24 protein-coding genes are annotated in these 15,067 nt (G+C 65.8%); 8 read left to right on the forward strand and 16 right to left on the reverse strand.

Features of this window, described 5'->3' with window-relative positions:
* Window positions 1–2: 2 nt before the first annotated feature.
* On the reverse strand, window positions 3–494 hold the full coding sequence (locus tag AB0M14_RS01735; protein WP_364987224.1) for a YbaB/EbfC family nucleoid-associated protein: 492 nt from the start codon (window positions 492–494) through the stop codon (window positions 3–5).
* Window positions 491–799: a hypothetical protein gene (locus AB0M14_RS01740; protein ID WP_364987228.1), complete on the reverse strand. Its 309-nt coding sequence runs from the start codon at window positions 797–799 to the stop codon at window positions 491–493. The genes AB0M14_RS01735 and AB0M14_RS01740 overlap by 4 nt, the downstream gene beginning before the upstream one ends.
* Window positions 800–899: 100 nt before the next feature.
* On the opposite strand from AB0M14_RS01740, the gene AB0M14_RS01745 reads away from it, so the two are divergent.
* The 4 genes from AB0M14_RS01745 to AB0M14_RS01760 all read left to right on the forward strand — a co-directional run bounded on the left by AB0M14_RS01745 (window position 900) and on the right by AB0M14_RS01760 (window position 4,243).
* The gene (locus tag AB0M14_RS01745) at window positions 900–1,691 is read left to right on the forward strand and encodes a class I SAM-dependent methyltransferase (RefSeq protein WP_364987231.1); all 792 of its coding nucleotides are present in this window, start codon (window positions 900–902) and stop codon (window positions 1,689–1,691) included.
* Window positions 1,692–1,736: 45 nt separating this feature from the next.
* Entirely contained in the window at window positions 1,737–2,168 is a 432-nt protein-coding gene (gene dtd / locus AB0M14_RS01750) for a D-aminoacyl-tRNA deacylase (RefSeq protein ID WP_364987234.1), read from the forward strand.
* 261 nt (window positions 2,169–2,429) lie between these two features.
* On the forward strand, window positions 2,430–3,977 hold the full coding sequence (locus AB0M14_RS01755; RefSeq protein WP_364987238.1) for a hypothetical protein: 1,548 nt from the start codon (window positions 2,430–2,432) through the stop codon (window positions 3,975–3,977).
* Between the two features lie 74 nt (window positions 3,978–4,051).
* On the forward strand, window positions 4,052–4,243 hold the full coding sequence (locus tag AB0M14_RS01760) for a hypothetical protein (protein ID WP_364987241.1): 192 nt from the start codon (window positions 4,052–4,054) through the stop codon (window positions 4,241–4,243).
* A 153-nt stretch (window positions 4,244–4,396) separates the two neighbouring features.
* Here AB0M14_RS01760 and AB0M14_RS01765 read toward each other — a convergent pair whose 3' ends face one another.
* Window positions 4,397–5,284 carry an LLM class flavin-dependent oxidoreductase gene (locus AB0M14_RS01765; protein WP_364987244.1) on the reverse strand — a complete coding sequence of 296 codons (888 nt, stop codon included), beginning with the start codon at window positions 5,282–5,284 and terminating at the stop codon, window positions 4,397–4,399.
* A gap of 51 nt (window positions 5,285–5,335) precedes the next feature.
* On the reverse strand, window positions 5,336–6,295 hold the full coding sequence (locus AB0M14_RS01770) for an alpha/beta fold hydrolase (protein ID WP_364987247.1): 960 nt from the start codon (window positions 6,293–6,295) through the stop codon (window positions 5,336–5,338).
* A 60-nt stretch (window positions 6,296–6,355) separates the two neighbouring features.
* Here AB0M14_RS01770 and AB0M14_RS01775 point away from each other — a divergent pair, with 60 nt between their 5' ends.
* Window positions 6,356–6,886: a helix-turn-helix domain-containing protein gene (locus AB0M14_RS01775; protein WP_364987252.1), complete on the forward strand. Its 531-nt coding sequence runs from the start codon at window positions 6,356–6,358 to the stop codon at window positions 6,884–6,886.
* Between the two features lie 15 nt (window positions 6,887–6,901).
* Here the strand turns inward: AB0M14_RS01775 and AB0M14_RS01780 are convergent, their stop codons facing one another.
* The 11 genes from AB0M14_RS01780 to rpsH form a co-directional block, all read right to left on the reverse strand.
* On the reverse strand, window positions 6,902–7,249 hold the full coding sequence (locus AB0M14_RS01780) for a type II toxin-antitoxin system PemK/MazF family toxin (RefSeq protein WP_364991215.1): 348 nt from the start codon (window positions 7,247–7,249) through the stop codon (window positions 6,902–6,904).
* On the reverse strand, window positions 7,246–7,464 hold the full coding sequence (locus AB0M14_RS01785; protein WP_364987259.1) for a ribbon-helix-helix protein, CopG family: 219 nt from the start codon (window positions 7,462–7,464) through the stop codon (window positions 7,246–7,248). Before AB0M14_RS01785 ends, AB0M14_RS01780 begins: the two co-directional genes overlap by 4 nt.
* 127 nt (window positions 7,465–7,591) lie before the next feature.
* Window positions 7,592–8,392: a type I methionyl aminopeptidase gene (gene map, locus AB0M14_RS01790; protein WP_364987263.1), complete on the reverse strand. Its 801-nt coding sequence runs from the start codon at window positions 8,390–8,392 to the stop codon at window positions 7,592–7,594.
* 4 nt (window positions 8,393–8,396) lie between these two features.
* On the reverse strand, window positions 8,397–8,942 hold the full coding sequence (locus tag AB0M14_RS01795) for an adenylate kinase (RefSeq protein WP_364987266.1): 546 nt from the start codon (window positions 8,940–8,942) through the stop codon (window positions 8,397–8,399).
* Window positions 8,939–10,261: a preprotein translocase subunit SecY gene (gene secY, locus AB0M14_RS01800; RefSeq protein ID WP_364987273.1), complete on the reverse strand. Its 1,323-nt coding sequence runs from the start codon at window positions 10,259–10,261 to the stop codon at window positions 8,939–8,941. Before secY ends, AB0M14_RS01795 begins: the two co-directional genes overlap by 4 nt.
* A gap of 138 nt (window positions 10,262–10,399) precedes the next feature.
* Window positions 10,400–10,843 (reverse strand): 50S ribosomal protein L15, encoded by a 444-nt coding sequence (gene rplO, locus AB0M14_RS01805; protein WP_364987278.1) that lies wholly within the window; start codon window positions 10,841–10,843, stop codon window positions 10,400–10,402.
* A gap of 2 nt (window positions 10,844–10,845) precedes the next feature.
* Entirely contained in the window at window positions 10,846–11,025 is a 180-nt protein-coding gene (gene rpmD, locus AB0M14_RS01810; RefSeq protein ID WP_194817334.1) for a 50S ribosomal protein L30, read from the reverse strand.
* On the reverse strand, window positions 11,025–11,684 hold the full coding sequence (rpsE, locus tag AB0M14_RS01815) for a 30S ribosomal protein S5 (RefSeq protein WP_364987283.1): 660 nt from the start codon (window positions 11,682–11,684) through the stop codon (window positions 11,025–11,027). Before rpsE ends, rpmD begins: the two co-directional genes overlap by 1 nt.
* Before the next feature lie 31 nt (window positions 11,685–11,715).
* Window positions 11,716–12,123 (reverse strand): 50S ribosomal protein L18, encoded by a 408-nt coding sequence (gene rplR / locus AB0M14_RS01820; protein WP_364987286.1) that lies wholly within the window; start codon window positions 12,121–12,123, stop codon window positions 11,716–11,718.
* Window positions 12,124–12,125: 2 nt separating this feature from the next.
* Entirely contained in the window at window positions 12,126–12,665 is a 540-nt protein-coding gene (gene rplF, locus AB0M14_RS01825; protein ID WP_364987294.1) for a 50S ribosomal protein L6, read from the reverse strand.
* A 14-nt stretch (window positions 12,666–12,679) separates the two neighbouring features.
* Window positions 12,680–13,078, reverse strand: a complete 399-nt coding sequence (gene rpsH, locus AB0M14_RS01830; protein WP_364987297.1) for a 30S ribosomal protein S8 — start codon at window positions 13,076–13,078, stop codon at window positions 12,680–12,682.
* Between the two features lie 467 nt (window positions 13,079–13,545).
* Between rpsH and AB0M14_RS01835 the strand changes: the two genes are divergently transcribed.
* Genes AB0M14_RS01835 through AB0M14_RS01845 form a run of 3 tightly spaced genes read left to right on the forward strand, consistent with a single transcriptional unit; the run spans window position 13,546 to window position 14,762 of the window.
* A complete protein-coding gene (locus AB0M14_RS01835) occupies window positions 13,546–14,043 on the forward strand; it encodes a GtrA family protein (RefSeq protein ID WP_364987303.1) in 498 nt (165 codons plus the stop codon).
* A gap of 49 nt (window positions 14,044–14,092) precedes the next feature.
* Complete coding sequence (locus AB0M14_RS01840) at window positions 14,093–14,350, forward strand: type II toxin-antitoxin system prevent-host-death family antitoxin (RefSeq protein ID WP_364987308.1); 258 nt, start codon at window positions 14,093–14,095, stop codon at window positions 14,348–14,350.
* A complete protein-coding gene (locus AB0M14_RS01845) occupies window positions 14,343–14,762 on the forward strand; it encodes a PIN domain-containing protein (protein WP_364987315.1) in 420 nt (139 codons plus the stop codon). The genes AB0M14_RS01840 and AB0M14_RS01845 overlap by 8 nt, the downstream gene beginning before the upstream one ends.
* Before the next feature lie 65 nt (window positions 14,763–14,827).
* Here the strand turns inward: AB0M14_RS01845 and AB0M14_RS01850 are convergent, their stop codons facing one another.
* Entirely contained in the window at window positions 14,828–15,067 is a 240-nt protein-coding gene (locus AB0M14_RS01850) for a hypothetical protein (RefSeq protein ID WP_364987318.1), read from the reverse strand.

A 15,067-nucleotide genomic window follows, 5' to 3' on the forward strand; every position in this document is an offset into this window, starting at 1 on the left:
GCTCACCAACTGGTGTCGGTGACGCCGGCGCCGCGCTCCGGAACGTAGGTCTGCACATTGCTGAATTCCATTGCCGGACCGTCTTCTTCGGACTCGGCGATGGGCGCCATGGTGACCGGCGGCGCGATCGGCGCTTGCGGTTTGACCTCGGCGAACCCCTCCAGCAGATCGGTCAGCTTGGGCAGCCGGGCCTGACGCTCCTGCACCGGCGCCATCAACTCCAGCCCCAGCTTGTTCACCGCGGTGACGGCCTGCTGCGCGGCCTCGGTGACCGCCTTGGCGATGTCGTTGAGGGTCGCGTCCTCGGCGTGCGGTCCGAATTTGGTGTCGATCACCGTGCCGTTCGCGTTCACGGTGACCGTGGCCAGCTTCCGCACGGTCGCGCTCGCGGTCAATTGCGCGCGCTCCTGCTGGATTCGAGCGATGGCCTTGAACTGCTCCTGCACTTCCTCCAGGACGTGCTCGAGTTCGGCCTTGGCGTACTCGTTGGTCATGTCCAGCGCAGCGAGTCGCGACTGGCCTGATCCTGGCTCTTCATGGTGTCGGCGGTCTTGACCTGCCCGATCATGAAGTTGTTGAAGCTGGTGGAGGCATTGGTGATATTGGTCTTCGCGTTCGCGCGCGAGGTCGTGTAATTGCCGACGAACTGGGTGCCGAACTTGTCCTGGCCCCAGGGCTCGCCGCGCGCCGCCAGCATGGTGTCCAGACTCTTCAGCACCCCGTCGAGGCGGTCGCGCACATTGGACGTTTTCGTCTGAGCGGCTTTGCGCAGCAACTCCGGATCATTCTCCACCGTCATAGATGGCGACGATGACAGGCCATAGCAACTCGTCAGTAGCGTTAAGTTGAACTAAAGATGTTGCGGCAGTGACGTACAGCCGTACCGCTACGGTGGGAGCATGGCTGGTTTCGATGATCTCCCGACCGATGATCAGGCCCTTCGAGCGTTGCGCGCCAGCTCTTTCGGCGCCCACGCGGCCGCCTACGCCGAACACCGCCCGGACTACCCGGAAGCCGGGATCCGCTGGGCCCTCGGCGATATCGAGCGCCCCACGGTGCTCGATCTCGGCGCAGGCACCGGCAAACTGACCGAGGGCCTGCTCGCCCTCGGCGCGACGGTGCTCGCCGTGGAACCCGACGCGCAGATGCGCACCGAATTCATCCACAGGTATCCCGGCGTCGCCACCTATCCCGGTGCGGCGGAATCGATTCCGCTGACCGATGATTCGGTGGACGCCGTGCTGGCCGGTCAAGCCTTCCACTGGTTCGATCGGGCTCGTGCCTATCCGGAGATCGCCCGCGTGCTGCGCCCGGGCGGGGTGTTCGCCGCGCTGTGGAACGAGGACAACCTCGGTGTCGAGTGGGTCGCCGGGCTGCACCGCGTCGCGCGATCGGCCGCCTCGCTCCCGGGAATCCAGAATCTCGAGTTCCTCCCCACCCATCCCCAAGTCACCGATTTCGGGTTCGCCGACTTCGAGCGGGCCGAGTTCCCGCATTCGCATCGCCGGACCGCGGCCTCCCTGACGGCCACCATCGGCACCCACTCCCACACCCTGGTCGTCACCCCGGAGCAGCGCGCCCACGTCCTGGACGCGATCGCCGGCTACCTGCACCAGACCCCCGAAACCGCCGACGGCGAGTTCGACTTCCCCATCGTCACCACCATCATCCGGACCACCCTCCGCGACTGACCACACCCAGCCGACTGCCGCCGACGAGGTGGCAGGATGCAACGCATGCGTGTACTGGTGCAGCGGGTGACTTCCGCGCGGGTGACCGTGGACGGCGCTGTCGTCGGGGCGATCAGCCCGAACCCGCAGGGCCTGGTCGCCCTCGTCGGCGTCACCCACACCGATACCGAGGCCACCGCGAAAACCCTGGCGGACAAGCTGTGGCGGTTGCGCATCCTCGACGACGAACGCTCCGCCGCCGACCTCGACGCCCCCATCCTGGTGGTCAGTCAGTTCACGCTCTACGCCAACACCGCCAAGGGACGTCGCCCATCCTGGAACGCCGCCGCCCCCGGCCCCGTCGCCGAACCGCTCGTCGACACCTTCACCCAGGCCTTACGCGATCTCGGCGCGACCACCGCCACCGGCAAATTCGGCGCCCATATGCACATCGAGCTGGCCAACGACGGCCCGGTCACCCTGCTGCTGGAAGCCTGACCGACCGACAGGATAGCTCTGAACTTGCTGGCACACCGGGAGATCCGCGCGATTCACACCCCGGAATACCTGATCGCCTCCGCATTGTCCTGGGCGTAGACCCCCTGTTTGTGGCAGACTCACCCGCACACGAATGCGGCCGATCGACGACCGCCCGCGGTGCGAACTCGGCGCCCGGAGCGGTAGCGCAGCGTAACCACGCCGGGCGTAGTGAGCGCCGCAATCGTGCCAGCGGAAGGTGATGCGGGAGTTGGGTTCGCGATGACGTTGAGTTCCATCGAACCGGGCGCAGCCAACGATGTGGGGACGCTCGAACGCCGGGTGGCCGCCGATCGCAGTGCGGCACGAGACCGGACAGCGGAATCCGAACTGCGATTGTCCGCCTCGCTGGTGGAGCTAGCCAAGGCGATGCTCGCGACGAAGACCGACAAAAACGCGCGCCGCGACCGCACCATCGAGGCGTTGTCCCCGTCCCAGGAAGCGGTCGGTTTGCGACTGCACTGGTTCGCCAACGGGAACGTCTCCGCCCGGTCTGCCGGAGAATTGCAGGAGGCGCTGCGGGTCTTCGAGCAGGTCACCCGCGCGACCAGCCGCCGCGAATTGGCCACCAGCACCATCAAGAGCGCGTGCGCGGTGTATCTCCAAGCCGCGCAGACAGATTCGTATGTCGCGGGCATGTGCGCCGACTGCCTCGGCAAGTGCGGGGTCTGGCTGGGCCGCCTCGATCAAGAGGCCGCCGTCGCCGCCACCGAAGCGGCGGCACGCATCAGAAGTGAACTGGCGGCGACCAATCCGGAGCTGGCGGGCAAGTACCTACAGAGCTTGAGCACGCTGCTGCGCACCCTGATGGTCGGCCGGTCCCGCAAGCAAGCGCTGTCGATGTACCGCGAGCGGTACGCCGCCTTCACCTCTACCGGGATGGCGATCCGCTTGCGCGCCTGTGGAATCCGCGATCTGGATCTCACTCCGAAGTCCTACAACGCGCTGCTGGAACTGGAGTGCCGCACCCTGGAGCAGGCCGGACGGCTGACCCAGCAGCAGATCCTGCGCAAGACCTCCGGCGACCTGTCCACCGTCGAGGAGATCAACTGGCGGCTGGCGCTGGTCGGCTTACGCCCAATGGCGCCGGGCGAGGATCCGGACCCGCCGTCGGCGCCCGTGGAGATCGGGCCCACTTTCGGCGCGCTCGGCGTGCGCTGCGCCGACCGCGACGCCATCGCGCAGATCCGCGCCGAGATCATCGCGGCCTTCGCGGCCGACGACATCCAGCTCGTGGACAGCGCCACCTACCTCAACGCCGACGAAAAAGACTGGCGGATGGGTGATCCCGAGTTCAACACCGACCGCACCCTGGGTGACGACGTGGTGCTGATCGAGATGTCCTATGGTGGCTGGGTCACCGTCATGAGCATGAACTGGGAACTCACCCCGGTCGGCAAAAACCCGCTGGCCCTGCATCTTTCGGCCAAGTGGCCGGTGCTGAGCGTGACCGCGACGGCGAACTCCTCCTACGAGCTATGCCGTTACGAGCACGGCAAGCCCACCCAGTACGCCGCCCTCGGCCTGCCCGCCGGCCCGGCCTCGGCCCTCGATGAACCCTTGGGTCCCTTGGACTTCGGCGTTCTCGCCGCCTACGGCGCGAACGGCGCGACCGAGACCAAGCTGCGCTCGGCCTTCGGCAACACACACTCCTTCGCCAATCTGACCTATCTCCCCGCCGGCGGCATCCGTCAGGTCCGCAAGACCATGCCGCTGATCGATCACGACCACGTGCTGTTCTTCCGCAAGGCCGGACGGCCCGAACAGTAACTGTCCGGTCGGTCAATTCGTGCGATTGGGACCGGCGGCGGCGGGTATTAGTCCGGTAACCACAGGAGGTTCCCATGTTGGCTATTGCCGCCGCTGTCGCATTCGGGCTCGCACTGCTGCTCGATCTCGTCGATGAAACCATCGGCTCCATCAACGACCACACGCTGATCACCCTCGGATTGCTGCTCGCCGCCCTGCATTTGGCCGGTATCGGCAGCGCCGCGCGGACCGGCGGTGGCCGTTCCTGGCGTCGACGCCGGGTCTAGCAAACCCGCAACCGCGCAGCGCTCCAACTGAATTCGAGTAGTTCCCTACTCACGCGGCCACCCCCGCCCCGGACATACGGTCGGTGCATCGTCAAAGTTCACCGACCGAGTCCAGGAGGTTTCGAAACCCACTGCACGACCGAGCAACTCGGGTCAGGCGCAGAGGGCGCGGGTGTAAGGAACGACGTCACCGATCCAGCGTCGCAGCTGGGTATCGTCAGCGGTTTCCGGCCAGTACACGAAGGTGTCGAAGCCGGTCTCGACGGCGAGATCGGCCAGAATGCGGGCCCAGCCCGCGGCGTCGGTGCGAATCGGTTCCTCGCCGCGCAGCGTCACCGGACCGGGCGACTCGGTGATGTGCCCCACCAGCTGCGCCATACGGGCAACGGAGCCCGGATCCCGCCCCGCGTCGATGGCCGACGCGGAGATAAGGTGTTGCGCCCCTTCCCATTTCTCGTAGGGAAGGTAGTGCGGGATCGGCGCGGCCCACCCATCGGCGATCCGGCCGGTCAAAGCGTTGGCCTTGGGTCCGACACTGCCGAACCAGATCCCGACCGGATGTGCGGGAGCGGGCCCGGACTGCACACCGTGCACAGCGTAGTAGTCGCCAGGAACCTCAGCCTTGGCACCAGGTTTCCACATCGCCCGAATCACGGCGGTGGCCTCCTCGAGCGCTTGCAGCGCTTCGGGATTCGATCGTCGGGGCCCGCCCATGGCCGTGATCGCGGGCCAGAACGCGCCGGCGCCCAGCGCCAGCTCGAAACGTCCGTTGCTGAGCAAATCCAGTGTGGCAGCCTGCTTTCCGAGCATCGCCGCCCCGCGCATCGGCAGGCTCGCCACGTCCGGGAACACCCGTAGCCCGGAAGTCTCGGCGAGCACCGTCGCGATCACCGCGAACGTATCCGCCAACGGCCCGGAGTAGGGATGATCCTGGATCCCGAGTAGCTCCAGGCCCTCGCGATCCGCGAATCGAGCCATCTCCCGAATCCGCAGTAGTTCCTCCGCCACCGGCGCCAGCTGAATCCCGAAACGAAGCTCCACCCTCGAGATCATTGCAGGACATACGGACTTCAGGGCAATCGCGCGACGTAATCAATGATTCCGAACGGTCGTCACCCAGTCGGCGATATCCGCGATCAGCTCCGGGTCGACGTGCTGCGGCCGGGCATAATCGGCGGGCAGCGAGGGTCCGCCGCCGGGAAAGAGCATGTGGTCGTCCGCCTCGTAGACCCGGATCGTCACGTCGGATCGATCCGCCAGGCCCGCCTGCCAACCGGCCAGATCATCGGCCACCGTCACCTGGTAGTCGCGTCCGCCCTGCGCGATGAACATCGGTGTGTCCAGCGCCGCCGCGGTCGCGACCGGATCGTAGGAGCGAAGGTCCAGCCAGTAGGACCCCGGCGCGCCGAACGGCAGGTCTTCCGGCGGCGTGGCACGCGAAAGTTCCGGACTGTCCACCCTTTTCGCCTGCTCGATGACCGTCTGCACCGGCGGCAGCGCCGCGGCCGACTCCGGGTCGACCTCGGTCAGATGCCGGACCACCCGGACCATGGACCACTGCATCGGCTGGGTGTCGCCCGACAGGATCACCAGCCCGGCCACCGCCGGGGCCGCCGCGGCCACCCGCGGCGCAGCCTTTCCGCCCATGCTGTGCCCCACCACGAACACCTGGTCCACGCCCGGCAATCCGGACAGCAGCTCGATCGCCGAGACCGCGTACGGCACATACTCATCGGCCATCGTGGGGCTACTCGCCCAGAACGCCTCAGGGTGCACCATGGTGACCTTGTCGAAGCGCAGCACCGCGATGCCACGCGTAGCCAGGCCCCAGGCGATGTCCTTCAGCGACTTGTTCGGCCCGACCGTCGCGTCACGGTCGAACGGTCCCCCACCGGCCAGCAGCACCACGGCCGGACGCGGCCCCGCGCCCCGCGGCATGGTCACCGTGCCCGGCACCGGGTACTCCCCGGCCCCGAGCGTCACCTCCCATTCCTCGAAGGTCGCCGGGTCCGCGTAGTCGGCGGGCTGCCACTCGATAGTCGGCGTGTCCATCTGTCCTCCACTCATTATTCTCAACTTTGAGAAAGGTATCAGAGATGAGAACATAAGGGAATGGACACTGTGGAGCTGCTCGCCCATCCGGTGCGACTGCGCATCGTGCACGCCCTGTCCGGCGGGCAAGCCCTGACCACCGGCCAGCTCTGCACCCGCCTGCCCGACGTCTCGAAGGCCACCGTCTACCGGCACGTCGAATTGCTCAGCGCCGGTGGGATTCTGGAGATCTCCGAGGAACAGCGCGTCCGTGGCGCGGTCGAGCGCACCTACCGGCTGCGGCGGGAACGTGCCGTCATCGACCCCGACCAGGTGGCCACCGCCACCGCCGCGGATCACCGCCAGATCTTCGCCGCCGCCATGGCGACACTGCTGGCCGAGTTCAACGCCTACCTCGACACCGAAAAAGCCGACCCTGCAGCCGATCTCGTCGGTTACCGGCAGCACGCCGTCTGGCTCGCCCCAGACGAGGTGACGTCCTTGATCGACGACCTGCGCGCCGCCATCGTCCCCCGGTTGTCGAACCCGCCCAGCCCGGAACGCACCGCATACCTGTTGAGCCCCATCCTCTTTCCGACCGGCCACCCCTGAAACACGACGGGCCGCTCAGAGACTCAAATGCAGGCGCAGTGCTCGATCCACCTCTGTCACCTGCATGGGCGACAACCGACCCAACGTTCGCCCAACCCGCTCGACAGATACCGAACGCACCTGCTCAGCCTGAGCCTTAGAGGTGACCTTCAGGCCGGCGACCTCCTCCAGCAGGACCTGGAACGGGAAGACTTTCTCGGTATTACTGGTAATCGGCACGACCGTAATCACGCCACGGCCCAGTTGGGCCGCCCGACGGTTCGCCCCGTCGTTACTGACCACAACAGCGGGGCGAGTTTTGCTCACTTCGTTACCGCGTACCGGATCCAGGTCGACCAGCACGAGATCTCCGCGCCGCATCAGGCCAGCCCGTCATCGGCGGTTGCAGCCCAGACCGAGTCCTCACCGGAGGATTCCCACTCGTCCCACGCTTGCTCGTAGGCGTCCTCCAACGCACGACTGCGCAGTAGTTCGATCGCCTTCTGCACGGCCGCCGAACGCCCCGGCAAGCCCGAGCGGCAAACTTCCGCATCGAGCGCCGCCACGTCTTCTTCTGACAGACTCACACTCAACTTCATACTTTGAATGCTACCAAGGTAGGATAGCCATGGATACCACTTCCAGGGAATCGGCGGCACTTGATACGAAATCGCGCCCCCGGACCCTTGCGGGTTCGGGGGCGCGTGGAAGTGCAAGCGGGAGTGGCTACTCCGGGCGCAGCGTGAGGATGCGCGGGCCGTCCTCGGTGACCGCGACGGTGTGTTCCCAGTGCGCGGAGCGGGAACCGTCGAGGGTTACCACGGTCCAGTCGTCTTCGAGGACCTTGGACTGGGTGGTGCCCAGGGTCAGCATCGGTTCGATCGCGAGCACCGAGCCCACCACGAGTTTCGGGCCCTTGCCGGGCGCGCCCTCGTTCGACAGGAACGGGTCCATGTGCATTTCGCGGCCGATGGCGTGACCGCCGTAGCCGTCGACGATGCCGTAGGAGCGGCCGTGCAGTTCCTCGGCCGCGCGGGTGCCGAGTTCGATGGCGTGCGAGACATCGGTGAGGCGATTGCCCGGAAGCATCGCCGCGATGCCGGCTTCCATCGACAGCTTGGTGGCCTCGCTCAGCAGCCGGTCGGCCTCGATGATGGCGCCGACGCCGAAGGTCCACGCCGAATCGCCGTGCCAGCCGTCCAGAATCGCGCCGCAGTCGATGGAGACCAGATCGCCCTCGACGAGGACGTCGTCGGCGTTCGGAATCCCGTGCACGATACGGTCGTTCACCGACGAGCAGATCGAGCCCGGGAACCCGTGGTAGCCCTTGAAGGACGGCACCGCACCCGCGTCGCGGATGAGCTGCTCGGCCACTTCGTCCAGCTCCAGGGTGGACACCCCGGGCTTGGCGGCCTCGCGCACGGCGACGAGGGCGCGACCGACAATCGCGCCCGCCGCCGCCATGGCGTCGAGTTCACCGGGGGTGCGGAACGGCACCACCTTCTTGGACTTGCGGCCGAAGACCATCAGGTCAGTGCCCCAGAGCCCGAAGCGCGCGGGCGTTCACGTCATCGACCTCACCGACACCGTCGACGGACACGACGAGACCGTCGTAGTGCGTCAGCAGCGGCTCGGTCTCCTCGCGGTACACGCGCAGCCGGTTGCGGATGACACCCTCGTTGTCGTCGCCGCGGCCCCGGGCCAGCATGCGCTCGACCACGGTGTCCTCGGCCACGACGAAGCACAGCACGGCGTCCAGCTTCGAGTTCATGTCGCCGAGGATCTTCTCCAGCGCGTCGGCCTGATCGACCGTGCGCGGGTAGCCGTCGAGAATGAAGCCGTTGGCCGCGTCGGGCTCGTTCACCCGGGCCTCGACCATGCGGTTGGTGACATCGCTGGGGACCAGGTCGCCCGCGTCCATGTACTTCTGCGCTTCGCGGCCCAGCGCGGTCTGCTGGGAGATGTTGGCGCGGAACAGGTCCCCGGTGGAGATGTGCGGGACACCAAGCTTGTCCGACAGGAGATCGGCCTGAGTACCTTTGCCGGCACCCGGCGGACCGAGCAGTACAACTCTCACTTGAGGAACCCTTCGTAATTTCGATTCATCAGCTGGGACTCGATCTGCTTCACGGTGTCCAGGCCGACGCTCACCATGATCAGCACCGCGGTGCCGCCGAACGGGAGATTCTGCATGCCACCGGAGTTGCCGATATCCAGGAACAGGTTGGGAAGCACGGCCACGAGGCCGAGGTAGAGCGAGCCGGGCAGGGTGATGCGGCTCAACACGAAATTCAGGTAGTCGGCGGTCGGCTTACCGGGACGATACCCGGGGATGAACCCACCGAACTTCTTCATCTCGTCGGCGCGTTCCTCCGGGTTGAAGGTGATCGCCACGTAGAAGTAGGTGAAGAAGACGATCAAGCCGAAGTAGATGGCGATGTAGACCGGGTTGCCCGGATTCACCAGGTACTTCTGGATGATGTCCTGCCACCAGCTCGGATCCGGGTTGTTCGTCGACGAGGTCAGCTGCGCCACCAGGTTCGGCAGGTACAGCAGCGACGACGCGAAGATCACCGGGATGACGCCGGCCTGGTTCACCTTCAACGGCAGGTAGGTCGAGGAGCCGCCGTACATCTTGCGGCCCACCACGCGCTTGGCGTACTGGACCGGGATCCGGCGCTGACCCTGTTCGACGAAGATCACCGCGGCGATGATGGCCAGCGCGGCCACACAGACCAGGCCGAAGACCAGGCCACCGCGGCTGTCCAGGATGTTCTTGCCCTCACTGGGGATACGCGCGGCGATACCGGCGAAGATCAGCAGCGACATACCGTTGCCGACGCCGCGCTCGGTGATCTGCTCGCCGAACCACATGACCAGGGCCGCACCGGCGGTCATGACCAGCACGATGATGATCATGCCGAAGATCGAGGTATCGGCGAGGATGTCCTGCTGGCAGCCTTGCAGCAGCTGGCCGCGCGCGGCGAGCGCGACCAGGCCGGTGGCCTGCAGAATCGCCAACGCGATAGACAGGTAGCGCGTGTACTGCGTCATCTTGGTCTGGCCGGATTGGCCTTCTTTTCGCAGTTCCTCGAACCGCGGGATGACGACAGTCAGCAGCTGAATAATGATGCTGGCGGTGATGTAAGGCATGATGCCGATCGCGAAGACCGACAACTGCAGCAGCGCACCACCGGAGAACAGGTTGATCAGCTGGTAGATGCCGGCGGAATCACCACCGGAAACCAGATCGATACATTCCTGCACCGCTTGGTAATCCACGCCGGGGGACGGCAGCGCGGCACCGAGACGGTACAGCGCGATCAACCCCAGCGTGAAGAGGATCTTCCGCCGTAAGTCCGGAGTCCGGAAGGCCGATACGAAGGCGGAAAGCACAGATCCTCCTGGCGAACGACATGGTCATGCCACGGCTTAACACCATGACGGGGCTTGGCAGGCAATACGTGGAACTCTAACAGTGGCACCGGACGAGCTCTAACTCGTCCGGTGCCACTTGCTAATTGCAGAGTACCGTCAGCCCAGTTCGGTGACAGTGCCACCGGCCGCGGTGATCTTCTCCTTGGCGGAGCCGGTCACCTTGTCGGCGGTCACCTGGACCGCCACGCCGATCTCACCGTCGCCGAGGACCTTCACCAGCTGGTTCTTGCGAACCGCGCCGGCAGCCACGAGCTCGGCCTTGCCGACCTCGCCGCCCTGCGGGAACAGCTTGGCGATGGCCGAGACATTGACGACCTGGTATTCGACACGATTCCGGTTGGTGAAGCCCTTGAGCTTGGGCAGCCGCATGTGCAGCGGCATCTGCCCACCCTCGAAGGCGGCCGGAACGTTCTTGCGCGCCTTGGTGCCCTTGGTACCACGGCCCGCGGTCTTGCCCTTGGAGCCTTCACCGCGACCCACACGGGTCTTGTCGGTCTTGGCGCCGGGGGCCGGACGCAGGTGATGAATCTTGATGGTCATGCTTAGACCTCCTCAACTGTTACGAGGTGGCGCACGACGTTGATCAGGCCACGGTTCTGCGGGGTGTCCTCGCGAACCACGGTCTGCCGGATCTTACGCAGGCCGAGCGTGCGCATGCTGTCACGCTGGTTCGCCTTGGCGCCGATCGTGGACTTGATCTGGGTCACCTTGAGCTGTGCCATTACTTGCCACCTCCAGCGGCCAGAGCGCGCGCACGCAGCATGCCCGCAGGGGCAACATCCTCGAGCGGCAGGCCACGGCGCGCCGCGACCTCTTCCGGACGCTGCAGCATCTTCAGCGCAGCAACCGTCGCGTGCACGACGTTGATGGCGTTGTCGCTACCCAGCGACTTGGCCAGGACATCATGGATACCGGCGCATTCCAGCACGGCACGGCACGCGCCACCGGCGATCACACCGGTACCCGGCGAAGCCGGACGCAGCATGACCACACCGGCCGCCGCCTCACCCTGAACCGGGTGGGTGACGGTGGAGCCGATCATCGGGACGCGGAAGAAGTTCTTGCGAGCCTCTTCGACACCCTTCTGGATGGCCGCGGGAACTTCCTTGGCCTTGCCGTAGCCGACGCCGACCAGACCGTTGCCGTCGCCGACGATCACGAGGGCGGTGAAGCTGAAGCGACGACCACCCTTCACGACCTTGGAGACGCGGTTGATCGCTACGACGCGCTCGAGCTGGTTCTTGTCGGCCTGCTGATCGCGGCGGTCGTTGCCGCCACGACGGTCACGGCCGCCACCACGCTGGTTGTCGCCACCACCGGCGGCACCATTCTGCTGTCCGGCGGGTCCGTTGCCGCCGTCACGCCGTTGACGTCCCGGCATCAGACGTTCCCTTCGTTCATGTTTGCAGTCATCAGAACTTCAACCCCGCTTCACGAGCGGCATCGGCCAGCGCCGCGATGCGGCCGTGGTAGTCGTGACCACCACGGTCGAACACGACGGCCTCGACACCGGCGGCCTTGGCGCGGGCGGCGATCAGCTCGCCGACCTTCTTGCTCTTGGCCGACTTGTCGCCGTCCACGGCACGCACATCGGCTTCGATGGTCGAAGCGTAGGCAAGGGTCTTGCCGACGCTGTCGTCCACGAGCTGAGCGTGCAGGTGCCGCGCGGAGCGGTTGACCACCAGGCGCGGACGCTCGGTGGTGCCTTCGACCTTCTTGCGCAGACGGAAGTGACGGCGGGTCTTCGACAGACGACGCGCAGTCGAGGCGTCCTTGCCGCGCGGCTTGCGCTTGGCAATCTGATTTTCGGTTTGCGCCATGATCACTTACCCGTCTTTCCGACCTTGCGGCGAACGACCTCGCCGGCGTAGCGGATGCCCTTGCCCTTGTACGGGTCGGGCTTACGCAGTCCGTGAATGACAGCGGAGATCTGACCGACCTTCTGCTTGTCGATTCCGGACACGGAGAACTTGGTGGGCGATTCCACCGCGAAGGTGATGCCTTCCGGAGCCTCGATCGGCACCGGGTGGCTGTAGCCGAGGGCGAACTCGAGGTTCGAGCCCTTGGCGGCCACACGGTAACCGACACCGAAGATTTCCATCTTCTTCTCGTAGCCCTTGGTGACGCCTTCGATCATGTTGGCGACCAGGGTACGGGTCAGGCCGTGCAGCGAGCGGTTCTGCCGCTGGTCGTCCGGGCGAACGACCTCGAGCTGGCCGTCCTCGCCCTTGGCGATGGTGATCGGCTCGGCGACAACGAGGGTCAGGGTGCCCTTGGGGCCCTTGACCGCAACGTTCTGGCCGTCGATGGTCACCTCGACGCCGGCAGGAATTGCGATGGGCTTCTTACCAATACGCGACATTTGTCCTACCTCCCTTACCAGACGTAGGCGAGGACTTCGCCGCCCACGCCTTGCTGCTTGGCCTGACGGTCGGTGAGCAGACCGGTGGACGTGGAGATGATCGCCACGCCGAGGCCGCCGAGCACCTTGGGCAGGTTGGTGGACTTCGCGTACACACGCAGACCGGGCTTGGAGACGCGACGCACACCCTGGAGGGAGCGCTCACGGCTCGGGCCGTACTTGAGGTCGACGATCAGCGTCTTGCCGACCGGGGCGTCCTCGACACGGTAATCGGCGATGTAGCCCTCGCGCTTGAGGATCTCGGCGACATTCGCCTTGAGCTTCGAGTGCGGAGCCTTCACCTGATCGTGGTACGCCGAGTTGGCGTTGCGCAGACGCGTCAAGAAGTCTGCGATCGGATCAGTCATGGTCATGAGTTAGACCTTGACACCTTTCTCGCTACGGTTCCCATACAGCACCTGCGCCGTTGCGCCAGGACAGATGTCCAAGCCGGAGCTGATGGTGGGCCTACAGCAATTCGGATGTTCCGGCCGACAGTTGCCGACCGGATGAGAGCCCTGAAAAGAGAGTTCTCGGTATCCGGGCCGCCCGCGGGGCACGAGGTAGCGACTACCCCAGCCAACTGCGGACACAGATGTGCCCAGACAACCGCTCTAGTGTATGCAAAGCCCAGCTAGCCGCCAAATCCGACCCCTGGCGATCCGGCGCCGGTGAATTTCATCCGGCCGTGCCGTCCAAGAAGTAGCTGCCTCCGCTCCCACACAACGGCCTTCCCGAAGCCGCCATCACGGCTCCCACCTGCGAGTCTTGTATACGTATACATCTACGTATAGTGTGATCGGCATGCCGCAGCGCGGCTCGACCCGATGAGGAGAAACCGATGGACCGCCCCCTACGCAGCCTGCTGACCGGCTCCGGTCCCGTCGCGTCCTTTCTGCGCTACGCCGCGGTGGGCGGCAGCAACGGCCTGCTCTCCAGCGTCGCCGTCACCCTGCTCGGACTCGCCCTCCCCTTCGCGCTCGCCAATGCCCTGATCACTATCGCCTCGACTCTGCTCGGCACCCACCTGCACGCCCGCTTCACCTTCACCACCCGCGAACCCGCCGACTGGCGTCAGCACCTGCAATCCGCGGCCACCGCCGCGGCCGCGTACGCGGTGACCAGCGCCGCGATGCTGCTCCTCCCCCTGCTCTGCGCCCACCCGAACATCTGGACCCAGCAGGCCGTCTACCTCAGCGCCTCCGCACTGGCCGGCGTCCTGCGCTTCGCGGTCCTGCGCGTCTTCGTCTTCGGCGACACGCCCCGCCGAATCGACCTGCCGAAAGCACCCATGCTCCTGATGCCCTCGGGATTCGCCTTGGCGGCGAATCCGGCCTGACGAATACCGGCCGATAGCATCAGATAGCAAGCGTTGCTATATTTGAGAGATGACGAGGAAGATTACGCAGGCGGAGCTCCGGAATGGCAGCGCGGGCGTGATGGACGCGCTGGAAGCCGGCGAGGACTTCGTCATCACACGCAACGGCCGACCTGTCGGCGAACTACGCCCTGTATCTTCCAGCCCGGACGGCGTATCGGTGGACGAGCTCAAAGCGCGACTGGCCCGGATCGGCCGCACCGCCACCGGGGCTGAGGAACGAGCCGAGATCGACGCGATATTCGGGGAGGACCGCTTCGATGACTGAGAGCAAATCGACGACCCGGCACCCTAGCGGACTACTCGATACGTGCGTGCTCATCGACCTCGCGGACATCGACACTGCGCTTCTCCCGTCCAAGGCCTACATCAGCACGGTCACTCTCACCGAGCTCGGCATGGGGATCGCGGTCGCGGCCACGCCTGCGGCCCTGGCCATACGTACAGAACGACTGTTGATGGTCGAGCACGACTTCACCGCGCTTCCGCTCTGTACCGACGCGGCGCGGCGCTTCACGTCCATGGCAAAGCTCGTAGCCACATCCGGGCGAAATCCCAAACCACGACGGATGGATTTGATGATCGCCGCCATCGCTTCGACGAACGACCTTCCCCTGTTCACGTCCAATGTCGACGACTTCAAGGACCTTGACCCGTTTCTTACCGTGATGCCAGTTTGACCCGACGGCCCCGAAATACCCGTGGGCGCGGACTCCGAAGAGTCCGCGCCCACGTCGTTATGCGCTCAGCGGCACATGGGGTTCGGGTGCGGCTGGGTGCTGCCCCACGCACCACACAGGATGACCTTGAGGATGCCCAACGGGAAGTCGATGACGGCGGAGCCTGTGCCTGAGGAGCCGGAATCGGCGACCGGGGCTACGGCCGGCGCGACAGCCACGGGCGCGGCGACCGCCGGCGCCGCGCCGGCGCCCATGATCGCCGCGGCGGCAGTAGCGACAACGAATTTGGTTGCGAGACGGTTCAT

Source organism: Nocardia sp. NPDC051832 (assembly GCF_040681285.1).
In the GTDB taxonomy this organism is placed as follows: domain Bacteria; phylum Actinomycetota; class Actinomycetes; order Mycobacteriales; family Mycobacteriaceae; genus Nocardia.